21 protein-coding genes and 1 tRNA gene are annotated in these 26018 nt (G+C 62.3%); 8 read left to right on the top strand and 14 right to left on the bottom strand.

Annotated elements, in window-relative coordinates:
• Positions 1-23: 23 nt before the first annotated feature.
• Positions 24-734, bottom strand: coding sequence for a hypothetical protein (locus tag ASF45_RS11190; protein WP_156472961.1), 711 nt, complete (start codon positions 732-734; stop codon positions 24-26).
• Positions 715-3966 (bottom strand): DUF4365 domain-containing protein, encoded by a 3252-nt coding sequence (locus ASF45_RS11195; RefSeq protein ID WP_056661578.1) that lies wholly within the window; start codon positions 3964-3966, stop codon positions 715-717. The genes ASF45_RS11190 and ASF45_RS11195 overlap by 20 nt, the downstream gene beginning before the upstream one ends.
• A 1502-nt stretch (positions 3967-5468) precedes the next feature.
• On the opposite strand from ASF45_RS11195, the gene ASF45_RS35205 reads away from it, so the two are divergent.
• The 5 genes from ASF45_RS35205 to ASF45_RS11210 all read left to right on the top strand — a co-directional run bounded on the left by ASF45_RS35205 (position 5469) and on the right by ASF45_RS11210 (position 11842).
• Complete coding sequence (locus ASF45_RS35205) at positions 5469-5837, top strand: hypothetical protein (protein WP_156472962.1); 369 nt, start codon at positions 5469-5471, stop codon at positions 5835-5837.
• 146 nt (positions 5838-5983) lie between these two features.
• Positions 5984-6154, top strand: coding sequence for a hypothetical protein (locus tag ASF45_RS35210; RefSeq protein WP_156472963.1), 171 nt, complete (start codon positions 5984-5986; stop codon positions 6152-6154).
• A 231-nt stretch (positions 6155-6385) separates the two neighbouring features.
• On the top strand, positions 6386-9226 hold the full coding sequence (locus tag ASF45_RS11200; RefSeq protein WP_162243991.1) for a DDE-type integrase/transposase/recombinase: 2841 nt from the start codon (positions 6386-6388) through the stop codon (positions 9224-9226).
• 17 nt (positions 9227-9243) lie between these two features.
• Positions 9244-10389 carry a TniB family NTP-binding protein gene (locus ASF45_RS11205; RefSeq protein ID WP_082550952.1) on the top strand — a complete coding sequence of 382 codons (1146 nt, stop codon included), beginning with the start codon at positions 9244-9246 and terminating at the stop codon, positions 10387-10389.
• Position 10390: 1 nt separating this feature from the next.
• Positions 10391-11842 carry a TniQ family protein gene (locus tag ASF45_RS11210; protein ID WP_056661588.1) on the top strand — a complete coding sequence of 484 codons (1452 nt, stop codon included), beginning with the start codon at positions 10391-10393 and terminating at the stop codon, positions 11840-11842.
• Between the two features lie 200 nt (positions 11843-12042).
• On the opposite strand, the gene ASF45_RS11215 is transcribed toward ASF45_RS11210, so the two are convergent.
• From ASF45_RS11215 to aceA, 10 genes are all read right to left on the bottom strand, one after another.
• A tRNA-Pro gene (locus ASF45_RS11215) sits at positions 12043-12119 on the bottom strand.
• A 24-nt stretch (positions 12120-12143) separates the two neighbouring features.
• Positions 12144-12602, bottom strand: a complete 459-nt coding sequence (locus ASF45_RS11220; protein WP_056661591.1) for a MerR family transcriptional regulator — start codon at positions 12600-12602, stop codon at positions 12144-12146.
• A 108-nt stretch (positions 12603-12710) separates the two neighbouring features.
• Positions 12711-13073 (bottom strand): integration host factor subunit alpha, encoded by a 363-nt coding sequence (locus ASF45_RS11225; RefSeq protein WP_162243992.1) that lies wholly within the window; start codon positions 13071-13073, stop codon positions 12711-12713.
• A 10-nt stretch (positions 13074-13083) separates the two neighbouring features.
• A complete protein-coding gene (gene pheT, locus ASF45_RS11230) occupies positions 13084-15510 on the bottom strand; it encodes a phenylalanine--tRNA ligase subunit beta (protein ID WP_056661594.1) in 2427 nt (808 codons plus the stop codon).
• Positions 15511-15542: 32 nt separating this feature from the next.
• A complete protein-coding gene (gene pheS / locus ASF45_RS11235; protein ID WP_056661599.1) occupies positions 15543-16619 on the bottom strand; it encodes a phenylalanine--tRNA ligase subunit alpha in 1077 nt (358 codons plus the stop codon).
• A 117-nt stretch (positions 16620-16736) separates the two neighbouring features.
• Positions 16737-17096 carry a 50S ribosomal protein L20 gene (gene rplT, locus ASF45_RS11240; protein WP_056661604.1) on the bottom strand — a complete coding sequence of 120 codons (360 nt, stop codon included), beginning with the start codon at positions 17094-17096 and terminating at the stop codon, positions 16737-16739.
• 26 nt (positions 17097-17122) lie between these two features.
• The gene (gene rpmI, locus ASF45_RS11245; protein WP_056661607.1) at positions 17123-17326 is read right to left on the bottom strand and encodes a 50S ribosomal protein L35; all 204 of its coding nucleotides are present in this window, start codon (positions 17324-17326) and stop codon (positions 17123-17125) included.
• A gap of 159 nt (positions 17327-17485) precedes the next feature.
• Entirely contained in the window at positions 17486-18082 is a 597-nt protein-coding gene (infC, locus tag ASF45_RS11250) for a translation initiation factor IF-3 (protein WP_082550953.1), read from the bottom strand.
• A 98-nt stretch (positions 18083-18180) separates the two neighbouring features.
• On the bottom strand, positions 18181-20088 hold the full coding sequence (thrS, locus tag ASF45_RS11255; protein ID WP_056661613.1) for a threonine--tRNA ligase: 1908 nt from the start codon (positions 20086-20088) through the stop codon (positions 18181-18183).
• Positions 20089-20365: 277 nt separating this feature from the next.
• Positions 20366-21697, bottom strand: a complete 1332-nt coding sequence (gene aceA, locus ASF45_RS11260; RefSeq protein ID WP_056661616.1) for an isocitrate lyase — start codon at positions 21695-21697, stop codon at positions 20366-20368.
• A gap of 355 nt (positions 21698-22052) precedes the next feature.
• Between aceA and ASF45_RS11265 the strand changes: the two genes are divergently transcribed.
• A complete protein-coding gene (locus ASF45_RS11265; protein WP_082550954.1) occupies positions 22053-22982 on the top strand; it encodes a DMT family transporter in 930 nt (309 codons plus the stop codon).
• Here ASF45_RS11265 and ASF45_RS11270 read toward each other — a convergent pair.
• Positions 22969-23463 (bottom strand): Lrp/AsnC family transcriptional regulator, encoded by a 495-nt coding sequence (locus ASF45_RS11270; protein ID WP_056661619.1) that lies wholly within the window; start codon positions 23461-23463, stop codon positions 22969-22971. The two genes, ASF45_RS11265 and ASF45_RS11270, sit on opposite strands and share 14 nt — an antisense overlap.
• Positions 23464-23474: 11 nt before the next feature.
• Between ASF45_RS11270 and ASF45_RS35215 the strand changes: the two genes are divergently transcribed.
• Both ASF45_RS35215 and ASF45_RS11275 read left to right on the top strand, forming a co-directional pair.
• The gene (locus ASF45_RS35215) at positions 23475-23750 is read left to right on the top strand and encodes a hypothetical protein (protein WP_156472964.1); all 276 of its coding nucleotides are present in this window, start codon (positions 23475-23477) and stop codon (positions 23748-23750) included.
• Between the two features lie 69 nt (positions 23751-23819).
• On the top strand, positions 23820-24263 hold the full coding sequence (locus ASF45_RS11275; RefSeq protein ID WP_056661622.1) for an SWIB/MDM2 domain-containing protein: 444 nt from the start codon (positions 23820-23822) through the stop codon (positions 24261-24263).
• Positions 24264-24316: 53 nt separating this feature from the next.
• Here the strand turns inward: ASF45_RS11275 and ASF45_RS11280 are convergent, their stop codons facing one another.
• Positions 24317-26017 (bottom strand): thiamine pyrophosphate-binding protein, encoded by a 1701-nt coding sequence (locus ASF45_RS11280; RefSeq protein WP_056661624.1) that lies wholly within the window; start codon positions 26015-26017, stop codon positions 24317-24319.
• Position 26018: the final 1 nt, after the last annotated feature.

Below are 26018 nucleotides of genomic sequence, written 5' to 3' on the forward strand. Positions count from 1 at the left end.
ATGCGACGCATAGCGCAGCCACACTAGCCGGCGGCGCTCGATTGAGGATTCTGGAGCTGGCCGGCCCGAACTGCATAACCGTTCAAGAACAAGTCGCCGTCCACCGTTCCCTGCGGCATGGCAATGCAAAGGCGGCCGAACAAGGAGGCCGCGACCGCAGGCACGTGATGGCCAATCTCGGCCGTCAATGTGCCAATCTCCGTGGCCAGTTGGCGCTCCACGTCCATGGCCCTGGCCTCGCCCGCCATGGCGATGACCGCTCGTCGAAGGATGCCGACCAAGCGTGAGCTTTTCGCGGGCGGTTCTTGCGACAGGGCATGCAGAACCGCGAAGCAAACGGGTTTGAGCGGCGCATCCGGAAAGGGATGAAGCAGGCGGACCCGTCCGTACCATGTTCCAAGCACGGCGGCGATGCTGTCGTCGTCGCTCTGAGGGTGGAGCATCGCCTGCAGCAACTTGCTCATCTGAAGGGTCAAACTTCGCAGGCTGCGGTGAGGACTCCACAGCGCCTGAGACAGCGTGGCGAAGGGCGGGTGGTCGCGGAACGCATCGATGCGCTCGGACACGCTCGTGCGTGCGCGGTTTGCCAGAGCATCGGTCAAGGATGCGACGGCGTATCGATGCGGAACGCTGATGGTGACCTTCCATTTCGCCAGTTGGGCAAATGCCATCGACACCTCTCCGGGCGTCATCCGCCCGTCGCCATCCAGCATCTCAAGCACTTCGGTGGTCAAGCACGTTGTGACCCGGGGGTGGGTTTGCACGATGGCGGATCGGAGAACGGCGTCGTCGCAGTAGACAAGCCACGAGCGCTTCCCGGCAAGCTCCACGTAGTCGAGCACCATGTCTTGGGGCGAGATCACGGGATGGCGCGACGTCGTCTCGGAGACTGGTTGATCGATGCGTTGCACCCAATGATCGATGCGTTTCAGAATGGACCGAGCGATGGCCCTCCCCGGTCCGCAAGCGAGAAATCCGCTGGCGTGTTGGCTCACGAAGCCGACCGTCGTGCGTGGGATGGCGATACGCCGAAAAAATCGAAAACAACTGATCGAAAAGATCCAACGAATCCAGTACCAGCAGCGTGCTCAGATCCAGCATGGGCACGTCGCGGCGGGCGTTGGGGCTTGCCGGCTCCGCCTTGTGGCGCACGGCGGTGAGGTGATACTGCAACTGTTCATGGGCGGACCGTTTTGCCAAGTCCCACAGTTCGAACGCGTCGCCGACGTACCAGAGAACATGCGTTGGTCGCAGGACAAACGGAAACGGGAGCTTGCCATCCTGAGCCTGCCGCTCAAGCTGCCGCGCCTCGGCAAATCTTCGCGCGCGGTTTGGATCGAACTGGTTCGCCAACGCATCGAGCCCCGCGCCGCCGCTCGCCGGTACCTCGACGGACCAAAAGACACGCGATCGCGGAAACGCCGTTTCGAACCGAGCAGCCCTTTGCGTGAACTGCTGCCACTCGGCAGACGGCGGCTTCGGGCCCCGGTGAGACAGCACCCAATAGAGGGTGAGGTACACGCCCTCCTCGTGCTCGATCGAAGGATCGACCAGCGAGCCATGTTGCTGGGCTGCGGCATGCGCGTCGGTCCAACGCTCTTCCTGAAGGTGGATAAGGCTACTCAGCCGCAGCAATTCAAGGCGTTCGATCCGATCCTGTTTGAGTTCCAAGAGTCGGTCGATGGCCGATCGGACCGCTTGGGTGCGGCCAAGTCGCAGAGAGATCGCCAGGTAGTTGTGCACGACGGACACCCGGTCCGTCCCCGACTGCATGGCTTGCTCCAACAGCCCGAGTGCCTTTCCGGTGCTGCCGCTCATCTCGTGCGCGACGGCGGCCATGGCGAGCAACCTGTCGCTGGGGCCGATCCGCTCCAGCGTTCGCGAGGCAAGTTCGGCGGCGTCACCCCATCGTTGGAGGGTCATCAGCGCCTGCAGGAGGTGGATCGCCTCGCGACGCGAAAGCAAAGCTCCGGGGCGTAAGGATCGGGAGACCGCGACAGCCTCCCTGGCTTGATCTTCCTGCCGAACGTCAAGGTTGGAAAACAGATTCGCGGCCAGTGCAGAAGACCTGGGATGCCGAGCGAGGCCATCGCGCAGCGCCTGCAGCGGACGGCCGTCCGAAGTGCCGAGGCTTCCCAGCTCCGCGAATTCCGCCAAGTGCTTATATTCGTCGCCCCCCGGCAAGCCTTCGAGGCGCGCGCGCAGCACGTTGGCCGCGTCGGCCTTCGCGAGGCGTCGCGCGGCCGAACTACCAAGTGCCAGTGCCATGGGCAGATGCCGGTTAAGCTGCGGCTGCGCAACCGAGACCGTCAGAGCCACGCTCACGCAATCGGACAACCGTCCAAGGGAATACAGCAAGAGGACGCGTCGCGTGAGCAAGGCGTCGGAGGATTGCTGCCTTTGGTTGGCCACCAACGCCGTGCCGTAGTCGTCACAGCCGACGGCGATCAATTCAATGCTGTGCTGCAGCTCGAGAAAGCCGGACCTGCGATCGGCGGCTGGCTTGAGAAGCGACATGGCCTCGCGCTGCCGGCCAAGAACGCCGGCACAGGCGCACAAGACGGACGCGATCAGCTCGACGTTGCTGGGCCAGCCAAGCGCTCTCAGCGAGCCGATGCACGCAAGGGCCAGCCGCCACGTCTCGTTCGCCCATACCAAGTTGGTACCAACCGCTCCGTACAGGGGCAGTTCGTCGTCGTCGTTCGAAGCGCTTGAGACTGCCTCGGTCGCCAGAAACCACGCGGCGCGCGCGGCCAACAGCTCGACGGCGCAGCGCTTGGTAAGCGGCAAGCCGACTTTGTCCAAAGCGGCGGCGGCTTTCACCGAGACCGCGACGTAGTTCCCTTGGCCGGACAGCAGGACCAGTTCGGGCACGATCCGATCTTCGGCGCCCAAACGTTCCAAAGAGGACCGCGCCTGGTCGAGCTGTCCAAGCCAAACATGCACTCTGACCAGCAGCGTGAACCCGTCCGGTGAGCCAACACCATGCAACGACTGCAGCACCGACTGAACGTCGTCCCTGTCGCTTGCGTTCACCGCAGCCAAGAAGCGCACTTCCGCGAGACTGACAAGGCGCTCCTCGGTTCCCTCTAGAGCATGTGCCTGGGCCAGGAATCCCAGCGCTTGATCCCGCTGTCCCAACTGCAGGGCCACGCGCGCGCGCAGGTTGAGAACGGTGGCCTCGGCCGCCGGGTCGGAGATCGTCTGGCTCGCGTGAAGCGCTTCGATCAGCTCATGGGCTTCTTCGGTGCTGCCAACCCGCAGCAAGGACAGGATCTCCTGCACCTGGGGCGACTTCGGAGCCTGCGGCTCCTTGTTTTCGAGGAAGGCGATGAACTGGTCTTCGCGGGCTTCGATGGCCTCCGCCAGCCGCTGGATGCCGATGGCTCCCCCGCCAAAGCCAAGCCGCGCGTTGCGCTCGACCATCTGCTGCAAGCTCGCCGTCGCCCGTTGAAGATCGCGCAGTTGGCGCAAGTAGCCCAGAACATCAAGCTCCGTGTCCAGGACTTGGGAGGTTGGAAGGTGGACCGTGCTTGTATGGGCGTCGCTCAAATCGACCGCATGCCGTGAGCCACGCAGTCGCTCGATCTCGGCGGACATCCATTGCCAGTGGATCGTGCTTTGGGCCTCGATGAGCTTGCCGCGACCGTCAAGCGACACCACGCCCACGATCAGCATCACCTCGTGACCCGATTGCACGTAGTAGTTGAGCGTGGTGCGTTTCAAGGCGAACGCCAAGTCAGAGCCGCTGTTCACGTAGCGCGGCGCCTCCGTCCCCTTCAATTGAACGAAAAACGAAAGCTCGATCCCATCTCCCCCATCGACTTGCACGTGGTAGTCGAAACCGAAATCAGCTTCAGCCAGCGCCGTCAGGTGCCAGTTGGCGGGAGATTTCGCGAGCAACAACTGATAAGAGGCGGTACTGACCAGGCGGTTGCGGTCGGCGATGGGCAGGTTGGGAGGCATACGTGCTGCGTATTTTCTCGGTTCCGGCGAGCCAAGAGTGCCCCCACGGGCGGTTCGGGCAGCGCCCAGCAACACCGGGGGCAATCTCCAGGAGGCAGGCGCGCCGGAGAAGGAAACCCAGACGACAGCAAAACCAACGTCTGATCAGACGCAGTCCGGAAACAAGTCGCAATATCTGCGACGGCGTGTGACCAGCCATGCGGTGGGGATGGGTCGTACGGATTTCGAGGCAATTGGACCGCAATAGCCGGCAGCAGCCCCCACTCGCCCGAATCAGCGACCCTACCCAAGCGGCCGCGCCAATGCGGCAGTCTAGGCGAGGAATTTGGGAATCAAAAAAACAACACAGGCGACGACATGAAAGGCGATCGATAAGGTCGACCGGACAATTTTTGAATCACCGCTCCCAGTAATTCATTGGGAAATGGGTACCCACGGGAATCTGCCTCTTGCTCGTTCGGTGATCGCGGGAAAACGATTTCTCATCAAAAGCGAAAAAAGCGAAACCCTCACCGTGAGTTCCGCGCCTCCAATTATCAAAGTTTAGCCAAAAGCTCGAATTTTTATTGTTCTTATTTTGGCAACAATCCACCGTCATTCCACATGCGCACTGCACCCAGAAACCGATTTCAAAAAAATTGCGAGTGCGCAGCCTGGGACGAAATGACGTCGATGGCGGGCCACAACAAGTCACGTGCAGGGCGATTACCCCTCGTTTGCGCAGCGGTACTACCACGCCGTACAAACGCCAAACACGCAACGATCGACCAATCGTCGGCAAGTCGACGGCCGTCGCATCCCAGAATTCTGAAAACAGAAACGGTTGGCGTGCATCGCGACGCTGGGAATCAAAGCCGACCGACTCAAGAAATTAAATTCCATCGGACCCGATTGTTTCCGAAACGACAATAACCGCCTGCGCCAAATCGAGGGGTCTGAAAACTGGATGGAACTTTTTTTGGACCGACCAAACGAAGCAGTCCCTTGCTCGCGAGTTTCATTCGAGCGTCAATTCGATCGGGGGCTTAATGTCGTACCGACATAAATCACAACGAAACCACACAAGTACATGTGCGCAAATCTGTCAAGGGTTAAAAAGACTGGTGAAAAACCCATTAAAAAGGTGTTGCGATCGCCGCATCATTTATGCAAAACTTCGCACCTCTCGATCATCGGACTGCAGAAATGCATTCTGAGCGGTCGAGAAAAAAGGGTGGGCCGTAGGAAAGCCCACCCATCAAGATAGTCCATCAACCAAACAGCAATCGATAGAAAGGACCCGCAATGAGCTACCAACACTCTAATGTCTGCAGCTGAATCTCGCTATAGGTCACTTGATGCCGTTTGCACGGTGTTTTTAATAAAAACAAATCAAGTGATTTGGACGGCGCTTGACACTCACGGCGTGATGCAAGTATATGCGTTTGCCTGTGAGAAGTCAATGAGATTCGGCTTGCCTGGATATTCCTCATCGATATTTTCACAAGGAGAAACGTATTATCATGAAATCGTCTGAATACAACTTTGACGAAGACCTTCTGGCTTTTTTTGGGATTAAGTCAAGCAGCCAGGACATGACGGCATCGGAAGCGCGTTCTAGGGTATACCCGCGACGAGTTGGAACCGATGCGCATGAGGAGCCGCCAGCCGCGTCCGGCCTATCCGCGCCGATCGGCTGGCAGCGTCCACTCGAACACGTGTTCCTTGTCATGCAATCGCCTGCTGCCGAAAGCGACGACGACACGCCGTTGCATGACAGCGAACGCGCGTCCGAGTTGACGCCACCGGTGCCACAGATTCCCAAGTGGTTTCCTGCGAGTGACTACCGTGGTGCCGTGCCGCCACGCAGCGGTGATCGCGCCTCGCGCTAACTTGCGTTAGTGCCCGAAACGCTTCCGTCCGGAAGCGTTCTTCCCCTCGTTTTGAGTAACAAGGCAGCTCGCTGCCAGGGGTTCTATTTTTCAAATTTTTGTTTGCGTCATGCGCAGGGGGTAGTGCTTTGCAAAAACGATCGACCTTGAACCAAAACCGCGGCGCGCGCTCCGCACCACGCGACCAAAACGGCAAGCTGCGCTTCTTCTCCTCGGTGCCGACTCGTAGGTTCACCGATCCGGCCAGCGTTGCCTTCGAGAACGGCGCGTGGCCGCGAGAAGAGTGCACCAAAGAAATTAGTCTGATTGTCCAGTGATTATCTTTTTAAAGGGAGTTATCAAATTGAAAGCAATATCCAATAAGTCTTTTGGACCGAAAAACCCGGACTCGGCGGAACGAGCGAAACGCGTGATTCGAGCACGCCGGTTCGTCAAGGTGCGGACCCGGTTTCCGCACCCTTACTTCGGTTTGCGTATTCATGAAGAGACTGGCGCCATTGAGTCGTTGTCGTCCCCCCTTTAATCCCTCGCCAGAAAGGAAGCAACCTTTGAAGAAATCCGAAAAACACGAGTGGGCGCTCGTTACCAAACCTTGGCACCCCGAACGCAAATGCGTGGACGAGTGCCAAGCCGCCTTTTCAGAAATGCGCTTGTCCGGAGAAGGTCGCGCGTACGTGAAGCCGTCTTTCGACTCTGGACCCGGCAGAAAGGTGCAATCGAATCGCGGGAACGTCTTGACTCGCTATACGAGCAAGAAGATGTCGACGCAGCTGATGCTCGAAAGCCGTCACAACGAACTTCCGCTGGCGGTACTTAGCGAAGCGGATCCCGACGTGTTGGCGTACTTCGCGCAGCCTCAAACGTTGCGGCTTTCGATTCGCGACAGCTCGGGCCGCGTGAAGTCCACGCAGAACTACACGCCTGATCTGCTGGCCATCAAGAAAAAGCGCGTGATCGTCTACGAGGCGCGTGACCTGGTCGCTCTCGCGGAGGCAAGCGCAAAAAACAGTTTTCAGTTTTACCTCGAAGACGGGCGGTGGCATTACCGCGCAGCCGAAGAAGCGTTCGCCGCTATGGGGATCGAACACGTCATCGTCGCGAGCAACCAGATCCCGGCGGCGGTCGTCCGAAACTTGCAGTTTCTCGAGAACTTCACCAGCGAGGACTGCCCGGAGCTGGATCCCGAAGTGGGAGAAAACATCGCCGCGCTGGTCCTCCAACATCGGACCATCGAGTTCGACAAGCTGCTCGCGGCGGGCTTTTCTTCGGACGACGTCTTCAAAGCGATCGTTGGTAAGTACGTCTACGTCGATTTGACGACCCAGCTCGTCGACCAGACCCGCGATCTCGTGGTCTTTTCGGATCGGCCGACCTACGAGGCGCACCGCCGCATCGAGGTCGCCGATCTTGAAAAGCCTCTTCCAGTTCCTGGTCGAGCATGGATCAGAGCTGGAGGGCAACTCACCTTCGACGGCGTGGACTACACCGTCGTGCTCGTCGGCGAACGCGACGTCGTGATGCGGCAAAACGGACAAGCCGAAACGACGACGATGCCACTCGAGGCGCTCAAGTTGCTTTTCGAAGCCGGGAAGGTTCAGACCGACGCGTTGACCGCAAAGTCCGACGTCAAGCAACTGGCCGACTATTCCCAGGACGAGATCGACCGCGCACTGGACCGCCTGAAAGCGCTCGACGATCCAGAGAACTCCGCTTACTCGCCAAGGCAGCTCGCGCACTTTCGGACGTTGATCGCCCATGCCGACAACCAGTTGGACGCCCTGATCGCACTGATCGACAAGTGCTCGCAGCGGGGCAATTTCACGCCGCGGCACTCCGAGCGTTCGGTTGAGCTGATGCACGAAGCGATCGACGACTTCTACAACGACAAAACGAAACCGACCAAAAAGGCAGCGTTTCTTGTTTACCTCGCCAAGTGCGACGACGCGATGAACGCGGGCGAGCCCGCTTTCACGACGATCTCGTACAAGAGGTTTTGCGAAGTCTGCACCGAGCGCGAGGACGTCGTAGCCCGAGAGGGCAAAAAGGCCGGGTACCAGGCCAGCCGGATCGTGGGGTCGCTCGACAACAGTGCGCCGGTTCACGGCGTCCGACCGTTCGAGGTCGTCCACATCGATCACACGATCGCCACCCTTGCGACGGTCAGCCCGAACGGGGTGTCGCTCGGCAAGCCCACGTTGACCATCGCGATCGACGCGTGCACGACGCAGGTTCGCGGCGTGATTTCGTCGTACGACCCACCGTCGGCGAAGACCGTGTTGCTGATCCTGCGGGACATCATCCGTCGCTATGGCCGGGTCATGCGCGTCTTGGTCTTGGACAACGGCAAAGAGTTTCACTCCTTCGAGCTGACCTTCTTTTGCAAGCTCTTCGGCATCGAAATCCGATACCGCTCCCCCGGTCAGCCGCGCGGCGGTTCGCTCGTCGAGCGCGCGTTCGGCGCGATCGAAACCGAGCTGATCGCTCAGCTTGAGGGCAACACGCGGCAGATGCGAGACCCGCGCCTCGTGACGAAGGAAGTCAACCCGTTCAACAACCCTGTCTGGACCCTGCCTGCGTTCCACCGCGCCACCGAGCACTTCCTGTTCGTCGTGAAGCCGAACCAGGTTGCCCCTGCTCTCGGCATGGCCCCTCTTCAGTACGAAGAGGAGATGCTCAAGCGGACCGGCGAACGCGTGCACATGTTCGTGAAGTTCGACGAGAACGTGATGCTGTTGACCAGCCCGCACGCGTCGCGTCGGATGCACGTCGTGTGCCCGCGTCGCGGTGTCTGGTGCAACGGCCTTTGGTACCAGCACCCGGAGTTCAAAAAGCTGAAGCGCAAATCGAAAGCAGAAGTTCGCGTCGAGCCCTGGCTTCATCGTCTGATCTACGTCCACATCAACGGTCGATGGGTTGGAGCCACGGCTTGCAACGCCCGCTGGCTTGGCAACAAGACCCGGCGTGAAGTCGAAATCGCGTTGCGCGAGGAGCGCAAAAAGGCGGGGACCACCGCGAACGCCGACTCGCTGACGTTGCGCCGTGCGAAGGCGTTGGTGGAAGTAATCGAGCCTTCGAACTTCGATCCGCGCTTGCGCATTCAGCAACTCGAGATGCAGCACCTGTTCGGCGCGATGGGCATGACCGTCGCGATGCCTCAAGCGGCACCCGACACGATCGACGTCGTGACTGCTGAGGTTCCCACGTCCAGTGGCACAGCGACAACGGTCGAGCCTGCAGAACCGCAACCGCAAGCGCCGCCCGTGGCGCTTGCGCTGCCAGCCGCCACGGCAACCGTGCGTCCGGCAACGCCCGTACTTGATTCCGCGGCGTCTCCAACGTTTGGCAAGGACGACGAGTTCGCCGCGCTTGACATCCCTGGTTTCCACTAAGCAAAGGACCTCCTCGTATGAAAAAAGCAGATTTGGACAACATCCAGCACACCGTCTTCAACGAAGCGGTTTCGGAAACGGCGCTCGACATCGATGCTCAGATCGTCGGGCTTACTCGGGAAGCGGCGCTGCAGTTGCCAGTGGCGATGCGTTTGCGCTGGTTCTACTTGCGGCAGATCAAGCATGCGAAGTTGCTTCAGGTCTATCGAGACTTGAGCGAGCTGCTGGAGCCCACCAACGACGTCACCATCCTTAGTTTGGTTGGCATGACCGGCATTGGCAAAACCACGCTTGCCCAGCAGATCGTTCCTCGGCTGATCGAGCGCTACGGCGACGTGCCGGACAACGAGATTCCGGTCATCTACGTCAAGGTACCGGCCAACGGCGATCGGGCCACTTCATGGAAGGCGCTTTACCAGCGCATGTTCACGGGGGCACGTGAGATTCTGGGCAACAAGCGCATCGTTCTCGACAAAGAAACCGAGAAGCAGCTTCGCTACACGACCAACAAACGTGCCTCACTCACCAACCTGAGGGAAGTGCTCGAGCCTCTGTTCGAAAATCGAAAGGTCCGTGTGCTGATCCTGGATGAAGCGGCACATCTCGCCCGATTCCAGGACTACGCAGCCACCATGGACACGCTCAAGAGCCTCTCGGACATCGGCAACATCAAAATTTTGCTGATCGGAAGCTACGACATCGTGGAACTTGTGTCGGACTACGGCCAAGTCACACGCCGCGGCGAGGTCGTGCACTACCGCAGGTACGCCGTCGCCCCCAAACCCGACGAGGGGAAAGAGGGCACAGTCGACCAGCGGCAGTTTCAAGACGTTCTCGCTGCGTTCGAAGCCGTTTGGCCTAGCCACAACGTGCCGAATCTCCAAGCGTTGTGGCACGAGTGGATGCATCAATGCCTGGGTTCCGTCGGATTGCTCAAGCTTTCGCTGCTGCGTCTCGCGGCGCTCCAGCTTCACGCTAAGGGCGAGCAGTTGAACGTCGGGATGCTCAAAAAGATCTTCAAGACGCCGAAGGCGTTGCAACAGCTGGAGCGTGAAGCGGCCGAGGGCGAAAACGAGTTGGTTGGGCGTTGCTACGGAGACTGCGGATTCGATGCAGAGAAGCTCGCGTTCCTGCACCAGATGATGAACCAGAAGGGGGCCTAAGATGCTGTCGCTTGAAAGTCGAAAAATCACGCCGCTGTACGGCCTGGCGCTTCGGCGCACCGAAGCCGGCGATCCGGAATCCATCTACAGCTACGTGCTACGGCTCGCCTTCGAGCACCGTGTGATTCCGCTCGCGCTCGCACGGACTGGGCTGATTGCCCCCCAAAATAATCTCAGGGGCGAGCTGTTCATGTGCCGGGACGGGGCGGCTTTGCTCGGCGGCTCTGACTTCGCCATGGCAACGTGCCAGAGCCTTTCGGAGGCAACCGGGGTGAAGGACTTGCATGGCGGGACCCTTCTCCCGCTCCGTAGCATCGCGGCCAGCCAACAACTGCTCTCCAGGGTTGATCGGGTTTGTCTATCCTGCATCCGCGAGGATGTCTGTGCCAACCGCAAGACGTTCGGTCGGTTGCTCTGGCGGCTGCACTGCGTGTCGTGCTGCCCAGTGCATCGCGAGCAACTCGTCGAAGTCTCGACGTGCCCGGTGGCCGAACCGGCGCCGGGCAAGCCCGTCCAGATCTACGGCGTCTGCCAACGCTGCGCGTCCGTAGGGTACGAGTGCCGCCCCCCGGCGGAATCCGCTTCGGCGGAAGATGTCGACACGTCAGCGTTTTGTCGGGACCTCCTCGCCGTGGCGGCCGATCTGCCACCGGATTACGCTGCCACCGCGAAACGTTCGCTGAAGGAGTTCTCGCGCAACTTCGTAGGCGGGTGCGCCGCGATCGCCACGGGCGCGGCGATCAACAAGTCGCTGTTGTCCCGGTTTTTGAACGAACCGCAGGCCCGACTGCAGCTGTCGTCTCTTGTCAACGTGGCGAAAGTTTTGAACATCGGCGCCGTGGACCTCGTGCGCGGCAACTTCGCACAGGCATCCACCGCGCCTTCGTTGCACGTCGATCGCGAGAAGTGTCCCAAGCGAAAAATCGACCACGCCGAGCTGCGCGCCGCGCTTTCTCACGCGCTGAGTGACGACTCCTTGACGATCGCAAAGCTTTCCAAGTCGCTCGATGTGGATCGCAAGCTGCTGAGACTCGCAAATCCCGACGCCTACGCCCTGATCGTCCAACGAAATCTAGAGCGGCTGGATGTCACACGAGAAGAAGACTGGAACTCAGCACTTAGGCGGGCAGCTGCGATGCTGCGAAGACTTCGTGAAATGGGGCTCAAGCCCAACCTGAGGAACGCTAGCGTTCTCGACTCTGAGACTTGGCAACCCAGCAATCAGCATTCCAAACTACTGCTGGCGCTGGCCAGCCCCGCGCACAAGGGAGTAGCAACGTACTGGGGTTTTCCGGCGAGACTCTTCGCAAGAATACGGCATTTGGTCCAGCACGACGCGCTTCGAACCGACGGGCAGGAACTTACGATCCGGCACATTCTGGGCGGACCGCCTCGATGGCGGCATAACACGCGCCGAAACGAGGAGGAGGCCCCGGCGCCACAGAGCGCCTGACCAAAAAAAAGAGGCCTCATGCCTCTTTTTTTATTTCAGGGGTCGCCGCAGCTGCGACCCCTGCCCAACGGGCGATTGCGCTGTCTTCCGCTTTCGGATGAACGACAACACCGCTCAACTTGAAATGAACGTAAAAGCCGGTGGAACACCGCTTTGTGGTTCACTTTTCAGTCCTAACCCGTTGATCTGCTTCTTATTTTTGGTCGGTGTGAAAGGATTCGAACCTTCGACCCCTTGCACCCCATGCAAGTGCGCTACCAGGCTGCGCCACACACCGAAGCCCACGAGTATAGCGGAGTATTCAGGGGATATCGGCGAGCAGTGAGCGAATTTCAAAAAGTTCGCGCCGCACCTGCGCCAGGCGCACTGCCGCACCGACATCGTCATCGCCGATCAGCAGATGATCGAATGCCTTGAGGTCGGCCTCCTCAGCTGCAAACGTGTCCACATCCTGCGCGTCAGCAACATCGAGATCGACGCCTGCGAGCCCATCGTGCGGAGGCCGCCCATGCTCCTGCAGCTTGTTGCGCGCACCGCTGATCGTGAACCCCTGGTCATAGAGAAGGTCGCGGATGCGCCGGATCATCAGCACCTCATGGTGCTGGTAGTAACGGCGGTTTCCGCGCCGCTTCATGGGCCGCAGCTGGGTGAACTCCTGCTCCCAATAGCGCAGCACATGCGGCTTGACGCCGCACAGGTCGCCAACCTCACCGATGGTGAAGTAGCGTTTGGCGGGAATCGAAGGGAGGGTGTTGCCCATGAGAAGGGGACGGCTGCGCGAGGGCCGCAAAGGTTACCCCAACGGCCGGCATGCGCCAAGCAACCAGAACGCGCCAGGACTGTGGGCCAGGCCGGGCACGCCAAGGTCTCAACCCTGGATCTGGTCCTTGAGCTTGTGGCTGGCGTGGAACGTCACAACGCGGCGCGCCTTGATCGGAATGGCCTCGCCGGTACGCGGGTTGCGACCTGGCCGCGGCGCCTTCACACGGATCTGGAAGTTGCCGAAGCTGGAGATCTTCACGTCGGTGCCGTTCACGAGACTGGTGGTGACCAGATCGAAGAAGGCATCGATCATGTCCTTGGACTCGCGCTTGTTCAGGCCGATCTGCTCGAACAGCAGTTCGGCCAGTTGCGCCTTCGTCAACGCAGGCGTCTCCAGGCTTTCTACGGAAATCTTCACCGCATCTCTCCGCTCGTCGTCCATGTCGTCGAAATCAACCTGCGCCTGCATGCGAACCTCCTCAAGTGCGGAGTCGCGCGCCGACGCGCTCGCCCAAACTGGCCAGAACGCGCTGCACGCACGACTCGATCTGTTCCTCGGCGAGTGTCGCATCTCCGCCGTTCAACACCAGCCGCACGGCCAAGCTTTTCTCGTCGGTCGCCAGGCCTGCAGGCACAGCCACCCCGGGCTTGGCCCGGTAGACGTCGAACAGTTCGGCGTGCCGCAGCACGCCGGCGGTGGCCGCCGATTGGATCGCGGCCATCAGCGCAGTGTGCGTCACCGACTCCTTGACGACCACGGCAATGTCACGCTCCACATCCTGGAAACGCGGCACGGGCTGCGCGGCAGGCACGGCCTGCGCTTGCACCGCATCCAGCTCCAGTTCGAAGAGCACGGGCGCGTGTGGCAGCTCCCAGGACTGACGCCAGCGTGGGTGCAATTCGCCGACTACGCCGATGACGCGGCCATCGAGCAGCACGCGCGCGGCACGGCCAGGATGCAACGCCGGGTGTTCGGCCGCCTCGAACACCACACGCCGCGGCGCGAGCAAGGCCTCCACATCACCCTTGACGTCGTAGAAGTCGACCCGTTGGCCTTTGCGCGACCAGTCCATGCTCTCGGCATCGCCAAAGGCCAGACCCGCAACGCGCATGGGCTGGTGGATGCCTTGCACGGTGGCATCGGTGGTGGCCACCGCCGCATCGCGCAGGAACACGCGACCGAGCTCGAACACCCGCACGCGGCTGGCGCGGCGGTCCAGATTGAACTTGAGCACCTGCAGCAGCGAGCCGATCAGCGACGAGCGCATCACGCTCATGGGGCTGGCGATCGGGTTGAGCAAGGTGATCGGATGGGCGTTGCCATGCACGTCGCGCTCCCACGTACTCTGCACGAAGCTGAAGTTGATGGTTTCCTGGTAGCCCAGAGCGGCCACGCGGCGGCGCACGGCGAAACGGCTGCTGCGCGACTCTGGCAGGACACGGGCCGTGATGGGCGCCAGCGGCGGCGTGGTTGGCAGGCGTTCGTAGCCGATCAGGCGCGCGACCTCCTCGATCAAGTCTTCCTCGATCAGCAGGTCGAAGCGGTGCGGCGGCGGCGTCACGGTCAGCACGCCCTCGCCCTCCTCCAACGGGAAAGCCAGGCGGCGCAGCGCATCGGCACAGTCGGCCTGCGTGAGCGGCATGCCGATCACGCGCGCAGCCCGCGCCACGCGCAACTGCACAGGCTCTTGCACGGGCAGTTGCAGCGTCTGGTCGTCGATGGGGCCGGCTTCGCCGCCGCAGATCTCCAGCACCAGCTGCGTGATGCGCTCGATGGTCTGCACAGTGCGGCTCGGATCCACGCCGCGCTCGAAGCGGTGGCCCGCATCGGTGGAGAAGTTGAAGCGGCGCGAACGGCCCTGGATCGCTTCGGGCCACCAGAACGCGGCCTCGATGTAAATGTTGCGCGTGTCGTCTGACACGGCCGTGGCATCGCCACCCATGATGCCGGCCAGCGACTCGACGGTCTGCGCATCGGCGATCACCCCGACCTTGGCGTCCAGCGTCACGGTGTTGCCATTGAGCAGCTTGAGCTGCTCACCCTCGCGGCCCCAGCGCACCACGAGGCCGCCGTGGATCTTGTCCAGGTCGAAGATGTGCGAGGGCTGGCCGGCCTCGAACATCACGTAGTTGGAGATGTCCACGAGCGGCGAGACGCTGCGCTGGCCGCAACGCGCCAGACGCTCGACCATCCAGGCCGGCGTGGTGGCGCGCGTGTTCACCCCGCGCACGATGCGGCCCGAGAAGCGGCCGCACAGTTCGGGCGCCTCGACCTGCACGGGCAGGCGGTCGTCGATGCGCGGTGCGATGGGCACGGGCTCGGTCGCGATGAGCGGGCTGCCGGTCAGAGCCGACAGTTCGCGTGCCACGCCATACACCGACAAGCCGTGCGCCAGGTTGGGCGTGAGCTTGAGCGTGAGCAGCATGTCGTCCAGGCCCAGGTGCGCGCGGATGTCGTGGCCCAGCGGCGCATCGGCCGCGAGTTCGAGCAGGCCGCCGTGGTCCTCGCTGAGTTGGAGTTCGCGCGCCGAGCACAGCATGCCCTGGCTCTCGACACCGCGCAGCTTGCCGAGCTTGATGCGAAACGGCTGGCCGTCCTCTCCGGGCGGCAGCTCGGCGCCGACCAACGCGCAAGGCACCTTGATGCCGACACGCGCGTTCGGCGCACCGCACACGATGTTGAGCAGTTGCGGCTGGCCGACGTCCACCTGGCACACGCGCAGGCGGTCCGCATTCGGATGCTGGACGGCTTCCTTGATCTCGCCGACGACGATCTTGCTGAACGGCGGCGCGACGGGGCGGCGCTCCTCCACCTCCAGACCGCCCATGGTCAAGGTTTCAGCCAGCTCAGCGCTGCCGACGGGCGGATTGCAGAAGGCGCGCAGCCAGGACTCTGGGAATTGCATCGTTGTTCTCGTCTATTCGGAAAGCAGCGGGATCACTGGAACTGCGACAGGAAGCGCAGGTCGCCGTCGAAGAACAGCCGCAGGTCGTTCACGCCATAGCGCAGCATGGTCAGCCGATCCGGGCCCATGCCGAAGGCAAAGCCGATGTAGCGCTCGGGATCCAGCCCCATGTTGCGCACCACGTTCGGGTGCACCTGGCCGGAGCCCGCAACCTCGAGCCAGCGGCCGGCCAGCGGTCCGCTCTGGAACTGGATGTCGATCTCGGCGCTGGGTTCGGTGAACGGGAAGAAGCTCGGACGGAAGCGCAGCACCAGGTCGTCGCTCTCGAAGAAGGTGCGGCAGAAATCGGTGAACACGACCTTCAGATCCTTGAAGCTCACGTTCTCGCCCAGCCACAGGCCTTCGCACTGGTGGAACATCGGCGAGTGCGTGGCATCGCTGTCCACGCGGTAGGTGCGGCCCGGTGCGATCACGCGGATCTCGGGCGCCTTGGTCTGCCCGCTGGCATCGGCAGCTGCGGCCTCGAAGGCGGCCGCGTGCTTGCGGATGTGCTGGTGGGCATAGCGGACCTGCATCGGACTGGTGTGCGGGCGCAGGTTGTAGGGAATGCCGTCTTCGCCCTGGATGTCCACGTAGAACGTGTCCTGCATCGAACGTGCCGGATGGTTGGGCGGGTTGTTCAGCGAGGTGAAGCTGTGCCAGTCGCTCTCAATCTCCGGGCCGTCGGCCACGTCGAACCCCATGCTTGCGAAGATGGCCTCGATGCGCTCCAGGGTGCGCGAGACCGGATGCAGGCCACCGGCGCCGCGCTGGCGCCCCGGCAGCGTCACGTCCAGCGCTTCAGCCTTGAGCTGCAGCGCCAGTTCGGCATCGGCCAGGCCCTGGCGCGCGGCGTTCAACGCCACTTCGATCGCCTGTTTGGCCTGGTTGATCGCCGCGCCGCGCGTCTTCTTCTCGTCCACGCTGAGCGTGCCCATGCCCTTCATGAGCTCGGTCAGGCGACCGGACTTGCCCAGGTAGCGCGCCTTGGCGTTCTCCAGGTCGGCCGGCGTGGTGGCGGCGGTGAAGTCCTCGCGCGCCTGCGCGACGATGGCATCCAAATCGTTCATGGGAATTCTTGGCAAATGAAAAAGGGGCCGAGACTCCTGCAGGAAATCCCGGCCCCTGAGGTCCTGAGCGGTGGTAGGTGAACGCCGAGCCCGAAGGCCGGTTCACCCGCGTGGCACTCAGGCCGCCAGCTTGGCCTTGACCTGCTCGACGATGCCGGCAAAAGCGGCCTTGTCGTGCACGGCGATGTCGGCCAGCATCTTGCGGTCGATCTCGATGGAAGCCTTTTTCAGGCCGTTGGCGAACTGGCTGTAGGTCAGGCCCAGTTCACGTGCAGCGGCATTGATACGGGCGATCCACAACTGACGGAACACGCGCTTCTTGGTACGACGGTCACGGTAGGCGTACTGGCCCGCCTTCATCACCGCCTGCTTGGCGATGCGGAAGACGTTACCGCGGCGACCGCGGAAACCCTTGGCGAGCTTCAGAACTTTCTTGTGACGTGCGCGGGCGGTAACACCACGTTTGACGCGAGGCATAAATTACTCCTTGTTCGTCCGTTAGATCAGATGCCGCGGCCGGGCAGCATCTGCGCCATCGAGGCCATATTGGTCTCGTGCACAGTCACCGCACCACGCAGTTGGCGCTTGTTCTTGGTGGTCTTCTTCGTCAAGATGTGACGCTTGAAGGCTTGACCGCGCTTGACGGTGCCACCGGGACGAACGCGGAAGCGTTTCTTCGCCGCGCTCTTGGTCTTCATTTTGGGCATGTGCATGCTCCTTCTTGGTTGTGCTCGTGAGGCGCCGGAAACCGATTCCGGACTTGTTGGCCCCGAGCCACTTTTGGTGCGAAAGCCTTACGGCCCTCGCGTTCACCACCGGCAGGCGACCAACCCGCCGGCGTTGAATTCTTGCGATCCCTGCTTCTTTCAGGAGGCTGCGCTTGGCGCAGCTTCGGTAGCGGGCTTCGCTGCAACCGGCTTCTTGCGGGCCGGTGCAATCATCATGATCATCTGGCGGCCTTCCAACTTGGGAAACTGCTCGACGATGATGAGGTCCTGCAAGTCGTTGCGGATGCGCTGCAGCAGCGCCATGCCCAACTCCTGGTGCGTGATCTCGCGGCCACGAAAGCGCAGCGTGATCTTGCACTTGTCACCATCGGCCAGAAAGCGCCGAATGTTGCGCATCTTGATGTTGTAGTCGCCGTCGTCCGTGCCAGGGCGGAACTTGACTTCCTTGATCTCGATGACCGTCTGCTTGGCTTTCGCGTCGGCCGCCTTCTTCTGCTCTTGGTATTTGAACTTGCCGTAGTCCATCAACCGGCAGACAGGCGGGTTCGCCGCGGCGACGACCTCGACGAGGTCTACGTCCAGCTCACCCGCCATGCGCAAAGCCTCCGCCAAGCTGACGACGCCCAGGGGCTCGTTCTCGGGGCCGGTGAGACGCACTTCCGGGGCCATGATTTCCCGGTTCAGGCGGTGCTTGCGTTCTTCGCGGTGACGACGGTCACGAAATTCAGTAGCGATGGCTCAATCCTTCAACATCAAACGCTATATTTAAAATAGCAACAGCCGTCATATGCATGCGGCCAAGACAGAAACAAGGGCCTTGCCTGACCCTAGATTCACGCCTTGGAAGCGATGTCGCCGGCCAGCTTCGCCTGGAAGTCCTGTAGCGGCATCACACCGAGGTCCAGATTGCCTCGGGCACGCACTGCGACGGCACCTGCTTCCCGTTCTTTGTCACCCACGACAAGGATGTAAGGAAGCTTTTGCATCGAATGCTCCCGTATTTTACGGGTAATCTTCTCGTTGCGCAGATCCAGCTCTACCCTAAACCCTTGATCCAGCAGCGTTTTGGCAACAGTCCGCGCGTAATCGGCCTGTCCGTCCGTGATGTTGAGGACGGAAACCTGCTTGGGCGCAAGCCACGCGGGCAGTGCACCGGCGTGCTGTTCGATCAGGATGCCGATGAAACGCTCCAGGCTACCGACGATGGCCCGGTGCAGCATGATGGGCCTATGGCGCGCGCCATCCTCGCCCACGAAATCGGCGTCCAGCCGCTCGGGCATGTTGGGATCGACCTGGATCGTGCCGCATTGCCACTGGCGCCCCAGCGCATCCTTGAGCACATACTCGATCTTAGGGCCGTAAAAGGCGCCCTCGCCCGGCAGGTACTCGAATTCGCAACCGGAGGCACGCAGGCCGTCGGCCAGTGCCGCCTCGGCCTTGTCCCAACTCTCTTCGCTGCCGATGCGTTTCTCGGGACGCGTGGACAGCTTGTAGAGAATCTCCGTGAAGCCGAAGTCCTTGTAGACCTTCTGGAGCAGCGTCGTGAAGGCTGTGACCTCGCCCTGGATCATGTCTTCCGTGCAGAAGATGTGGCCATCGTCCTGCGTGAAGCCGCGGACGCGCATGATGCCGTGCAGGCCACCCGTGGGCTCGTTGCGATGGCAGTTGCCGAACTCGCCATATCGCAGCGGCAGGTCGCGGTAGCTCTTGATGCCCTGCTTGAAGATCAGGATGTGGCCGGGGCAGTTCATCGGCTTGAGCGCGTAGTCGCGCTTTTCGGACTCCGTGACGAACATGTTCTCGCGGTACTTGTCCCAGTGGCCCGTCTTCTCCCACAAACCCTTGTCCAGGATCTGCGGGCCCTTGACTTCCTGGTAGCCGTTGTCGCGGTACACGCGGCGCATGTACTGCTCGACCTCCTGCCATAGCGTCCAGCCCTTGGGATGCCAGAACACCATGCCCGGCGCGTGGTCGTCGATGTGGAACAGGTCGAGTTCGCGCCCCAGCTTGCGGTGGTCGCGCTTCTCGGCCTCCTCCAGCATCGTCAGGTACTGCTGCAGCTCATCCTTCGTCGCCCAGGCCGTGCCGTACACACGCTGCAGCATCTCGTTGCGGTGGTCGCCACGCCAGTAGGCGCCGGCCACCTTCATGAGCTTGAAGAAGCGCAGCTTGCCCGTGCTGGGCACGTGCGGACCCCGGCACAGGTCCTCGAACTTGCCTTCGCGGTACAGCGACACATCCTCGTTGGACGGGATGCTCGCGATGATCTCGGCCTTGTAGTGCTCGCCCAGGCTCTCGAAGTAGGCGACGGCTTGGTCGCGCGGCAGCACACGGCGCACCACAGGCTCGTCCTTGGCGGCGAGTTCGCCCATCTTCTTCTCGATGGCGACCAGGTCCTCGGGCGTGAACGGGCGCTTGTACGAGAAGTCGTAGTAGAAGCCATTCTCGATCACCGGGCCAATCGTGACCTGCGCCTCGGGAAACAACTCCTTCACGGCATGCGCCAGCAAGTGGGCCGTCGAGTGGCGGATCACTTCCAGGCCGTCAGCGTCCTTGGCCGTCACGATGGAAAGCGGGCTGTCGGCCGTGATCTGGTGGCTCGTGTCGACGACCTTGCCGTTGATCTTGCCGGCCAGGGCCGCCTTGGCCAGGCCGGAACCGATCGAAGCCGCAACTTCGGCCACCGTGACCGGGCCGGGGAACTCGCGCTGCGAGCCGTCGGGAAGCGTGATGTGGATCATGGGTTCAATGCTCTTCAGGGATGGCGAAGTTGCGCCAACAAAAAAGCGCGGAACAGGTCCGCGCTTTTCTGGTGGGGATGCAGGCAGGCAGGCGCGAACGATCGGCCCTAACGTCCAGTGGACGGGCCAGTAGAGGTTTCCGTCGTAGTTCGCGGTGTCATAACCAGCATGCCTTTCTCGCCCTTGTTCGTGGAAGCAAAGCGCGCATTCTAGCGGCCCGAACGAAAAACGGCCCCGGCAGCTACCTGCCGGAGCCCTGTCTCCTCGCTCTACTGGATCAGTGGAATTGTTCTTCTTCGGTCGAACCCGTCAGCGCCTTGACGCTGGACGAACCGCCCTGGATCACCGTGGTCACATCGTCGAAGTAGCCAGCGCCGACTTCCTGCTGGTGCGACACGAAGGTGTAGCCCTGTTCGCGCGCTGCGAATTCCGGCTCCTGCACCATCTCCACGTAGTGCTTCATGCCTTCGCCGCGGGCATAGGCGTGCGCGAACTTGAAGGTGTTGTACCAGTTGACGTGGATGCCCGCCAGCGTGATGAACTGGTACTTGTAGCCCAGCGCAGACAGCTCGTCCTGGAACTTGGCGATCGTCTTGTCGTCCAGGTTCTTCCTCCAGTTGAACGACGGCGAGCAGTTGTACGACAGCAGCTTGCCCGGGCTCTTGGCATGCACGGCCTGCGCGAACTCACGGGCGAAGCCCAGGTCCGGCGTGCCGGTTTCGCACCACACCAGGTCAGCGTAGGGTGCGTAGGCGACGCCGCGGCTGATGGCTTGCTCCAGACCGTTCTTGACGCGGTAGAAGCCCTCCTGCGTGCGCTCGCCGGTCAAGAACGACTTGTCGTTGGCATCGTGGTCGGAGGTGATCAGATTGGCGGCTTCCGCATCGGTACGCGCCAGCACGATGGTGGAGACACCCATCACGTCGGCGGCGAAGCGCGCGGCGATCAGCTTCTCGCAGGCTTCGTGCGTGGGCACCAGCACCTTGCCGCCCATGTGACCGCACTTCTTGACGGCGGCCAGCTGGTCTTCGAAGTGCACGCCCGCAGCACCGGCCGCGATCATGTTCTTCATAAGCTCAAACGCGTTCAGCACGCCGCCGAAGCCGGCTTCCGCATCGGCCACGATGGGCAGGAAGTAGTCGATGAACTCCTTGTTACCCGGCTCGATGCCACGGCCCCACTGGATTTCGTCGGCACGCTTGAAGGTGTTGTTGATGCGGCGAACCATGGTTGGCACCGAGTCGTAGGCGTACAGCGACTGGTCGGGATACATGGTTTCGGAGGTGTTGCCGTCAGCGGCCACCTGCCAGCCCGACAAATACACTGCCTCCAGACCAGCCTTGGCCTGCTGCATGGCTTGGCCGGCGGAGATCGCGCCAAAGGCGTTCACGTAGCCTTTCTTCGCGCCACCGTTGATCTTCTCCCACAGCTTCTCGGCACCGCGCTTGGCCAGGGTGTATTCGATCGGCAGCGAGCCGCGCAGCCGCACCACGTCGGCAGCGCTGTAGCCGCGCTTGACACCCTTCCAGCGCGGGTTGGTAGCCCAGTCCTTCTCGAGGGCGGCGATCTGCTGTTCACGGCTGAGTTGTTCGGTCACGGATTGGGGCATGGAAGTTCTCCAGGACGTTGATGGGATGGGTGAATTCTATGTCTTATATAAGACTTCATTTTTCTCATATGTCTTATACAAGACAAAAAAATTCTTGTTTTTCGACAACTACTTAGATTCGATTTTTCGAAATATGAAAAGAAAAACTTCATCCCAAAAAGCGGATCCTGCAGGAATCCACGTCCCATTCCGCATTGCAAAACTGTGTTTTTGCTGATGCAGCGCAGCAATCCTTCCCATTTCTCCACACATCCAAGCGGAGTCTTCCCCGGATCGCCAAGCGCAACCCGGCGTTGTGCGCGCGCCTCCCACGGCACATGGGCCATGATGCGCGGCTGTTCGCCGCATCGACAACATGAGCCCCGTGATCCCATCCACCCATCGCCTCGCCGCCAGCGCCTGCCTTGCCGCCAGCATGACGCTGGTCGGCAGCTATGTCGCGCTGTCCAAGCCCCTGGCGGCCGCCTTCCCCGTGCTGCTGCTGGCATGGCTGCGCTTCGGCATCGCCGCCATCGCCATGCTGCCCTGGCTGCGCAAGCCAGCCAATGAGCCCCCCATGCCGCGCAGCACACGCCGCCTCGTCTTCCTGGAATCCTTCCTCGGCAACTTCCTGTTTTCGATCTGCATGATCTACGGCGTCAGCATGACCAGCGCCGTGTCGGCAGGAGTGGTCATGGCGGCCATTCCGGCCGCCGTGGCGGTCGCCAGCTGGCTGCTGCTGCGCGAGCGCGTCACGAGCCGCACCTGGGCAGCCGTCGCCTGCGCCGTGGTCGGCATCGGCCTGCTGGGTGTCGCCAAGCCAGGCCACGGTGCGCCAAGCGGCGGCAGCCAAGGCAACGCGGCGCTGGGCCACCTGCTGCTGTTCGCAGCGGTGCTATGCGAGGCCGCGTACGCGGTCATCGGCAAGAAGCTCACGGGCAGCCTGGGGCCAAAGCGCATCAGCGCGCTGATCAATCTTTGGGGCCTGGTGCTCGCCACGCCGTTTGGGCTGTACTTTGCCGCGCAGTTCGACTTCGGCGCCGTCAGTGCGGGGCTGTGGATCCTGCTCGTGTTCTATGCACTGGCGGCCAGCATCTGGACCGTGTGGCTCTGGATGACCGGCCTGCGCACCATCCCCGCGGCGCAGGCCGGAGTGTTCACCGTGCTGCTGCCCGTCAGCGCGGCGCTGACGGGCGTGCTCGTGCTCGGCGAGCGCATGGGCGCCCTCGAGTTGCTGGCGCTGGTGATCGCCCTCGTCGGTGTAGCCCTCGCCACGCTGCCGGCCCGCGCGGTCAGCGATCTTTGAGACGGTGCGCCGCCGGGCGCACGTTCTCCTGCCGCGCGGGCAGCACCGGCGCATGCTCGCGCGGCGCGTTCAGCACGATGGATGTCGACGTGTCCGCCAGCACGCAGAACTTGCTGACCACCGCGTCCAGGTGCGGCACATCGATCACCGCGATCTCGAGCACCCAGCTGTCCTCGCCGGTCACGTTGAAGGCATTGATGACCTCGGGCGTCTGCTCGATCAACTTGACCACACGCGCGTACTCGGCGCGCCCCACCCGCACGAGCGCACGGATACCGTAGCCAAGACGCGACAGATCGAGCTCCGCGCGGTAGGCCTTGATGACCCCCGCGATCTCGAGCTTGCGCACGCGCTCGGTGACCGCCGGCTGGCTCAGGTGCACCCTGCGGCCGAGCTCGGCCATGGTCATGCGGGCATCGCGCTGCAACTCCGCGAGGATCTTGTCGTCATAGGTGTCGAGCGCATGGGCTTCAGCAATCATCTGAAGAACTTTTGAAAATTGAAGTTGATCAATATTTTACTTATCAGAAATTCAAAATTTCGATGATCTTCTTTTGTCAACCAACATCGCCCCAGAGAGATCCCTGCTACGGGCGCAGCAGTGTCGCGCGCCACCCCGACGCACGCCCGCCGCGCGCCTCACCGCGCATGCCGCGCCATGCGCTTGTCGGCGCCTGCGCACGCCGCGTGTTCGCACGCGAAAAATCCTCGCCACGCAGAGCGAAAAAGGGCTTTCTCTCTCTTGGAAAGGTGTTTCTTCTCCATTAGCATCCGCTCTGCCAGTGAGGAAGGTTTTTTTCGCTGGTGACAACGCAACACCAAAAAGGAATCTCAATCATGGCAACTGCAAAGAAAGCGCCCGCGAAAGCGGCTCCGGCAAAGAAGGCAGCTCCGGCCGCGGCGAAGAAGGCTGCAGCACCGGCGAAGAAGGCCGCTGCGCCCGCCAAGAAGGCTGCGGCTCCGGCAAAGAAGGCCGCCGCTCCTGCCAAGAAGGCAGCCCCGGCCAAGAAGGCTGCAGCACCCGCCAAGAAGCGCGCCGTCAACGCCGCCTTCATGAAGGCCCTGACGCCCAGCGCCGCCCTGGCCGGTGTGGTCGGTGCAGCACCGATGCCGCGCACCGAAGTGGTCAGCAAGCTGTGGGTCTACATCAAGAAGAACAAGCTGCAGGACAGCGTCAACAAGCGCATGATCAACGCCGACGCCAAGCTGAAGGAAGTCTTCGGCAAGGCCCAGGTGTCCATGTTCGAAATGGCTGGCCTGATCGGCAAGCACCTCAAGTAAGACGGCCCCCGTCTTCATCAAAGGCCGGCTCTGCCGGCCTTTTTCATGGGCGCTCAGGCCTTGCCGGTCTTCTTCAGCGCAGCCTGCGTGATGGCGCTCAGGGTGCCGCGCGTGGTGATGACCTCTGGGTCCAGCAGCACCTCGATCAGCGTGCCGTTCGGCCGCTCCAGCGCAGCCAGCAGTTGGGCCTCGAACTCCTCGGTCCGTGTAATGCGCACACCGGCATAGCCATAGGCCTCGGCCAGCTTCACGAAGTCAGGGTTGGCCAGGGCCGTGCCGCTCACGTTCTTCGGGTACTCGCGCTCCTGGTGCATGCGGATGGTGCCGAACATGCCGTTGTTGAGCAGCAGCACGATGCTCTTGGCGCCGCATTGCGCGGCCGTGGCCAGTTCCTGCCCGTTCATGAGGAAGTCGCCGTCGCCCGCGATCGTGAAAGACACCCGGCCGGTCGTGATGGCCGCCGCGATCGCCGCCGGCACGCCATAGCCCATCGCGCCATTGGTCGGCGCCAGCTGCGTCTTGTGGCCCTTGGCCAGGCCATGGTGGCGGAAGAAACGGTGCATCCAGCTGGCGAAGTTGCCCGCGCCGTTGGTGACCACCGCGTCGGCCGGCAGGTGCTTCTGCAGCAGGCCCACGATGGCCGGCATGTCGATGTCGCCCGGCAGCGCCTGGGGCTGCAGGTTCTCCAGGTAATCGGCATGGGCTCCCTGGGTCCAGTCCTCCCACGGCAGGCTGGTCGGCGCCGTCAGCACCTCGAGCGAGCGCGCCGCCGCGTTCATGGTCGCGTTGATCGCCAGATCGGCCTGGTAGACGCGGTTGAGCTCCTCGGCGCTGGCGTGGATGTGGACCAGCTTCTGCTTGCTGCGCGGCGCCTCGATCAGCGTGTAGCCGCCGGTCGTCATCTCGCCCAGCCGTGGGCCGATGGCCAGGATCAGGTCACTGTCCCGCACGCGCTGCGCGAGCTTGGGGTTGAGGCCGATGCCGATGTCGCCGGCGTACTGCGGATGCCAGTTGTCGAAGGTGTCCTGGAAACGAAAGGCGTTGCCCACGGGCAGCCTCCAGTTCTCGGCAAAGCGCTGCAGTGCCTGTGCGGCCTGCGGCGTCCAGCCGCTGCCGCCCGCGATCACGAGCGGCTTGCGTGCGGCCAGCAGCATCTCGCGCAGCGTGCGCAGCGCGCCGGGGTCGCTCCAGGCCTGCACCGCCTCCACGCGCGGCAACGGCGCCACGTCGACCTCCTGCACCAGCATGTCCTCGGGCAGAGCCAGCACCACGGGGCCGGGGCGGCCGTTCATGGCCGTGGCGAACGCGCGCGCCACGTACTCGGGAATGCGCCGTGCGTCGTCGATGCGCTCCACGCGCTTGGCGAAACCCTTGGTGCTGGGGCCGAAGAAGCTCTGGTAGTCGACCTCCTGGAACACCTCGCGGTCGCGCGAGTCGCTGGCCACGTCGCCGACGAACAGCACCATGGGCGTGGAGTCCTGAAAAGCCGTGTGCACGCCGATGGAGGCATTGGTGGCACCCGGCCCGCGCGTCACGAAGCACACGCCGGGCCGGCCGGTCAGCTTGCCATGGGCCTCGGCCATGAAAGCGGCGCCGCCCTCCTGCCGGTTGATGACGAACTGGATGCGGTCGCCGTAGGCATGGAAGCCGTCCAGCGCCGCGAGATAGCTCTCGCCGGGTACGCCGAACACGTGGCTCACGCCCTGCTCGACCAGACACTGCACCAACAAATGACCCGCGATCTGTTTGCTCATG

This window comes from Pseudorhodoferax sp. Leaf265 (genome assembly GCF_001422365.1).
Classification (GTDB): Bacteria; Pseudomonadota; Gammaproteobacteria; order Burkholderiales; family Burkholderiaceae_C; genus Pseudorhodoferax.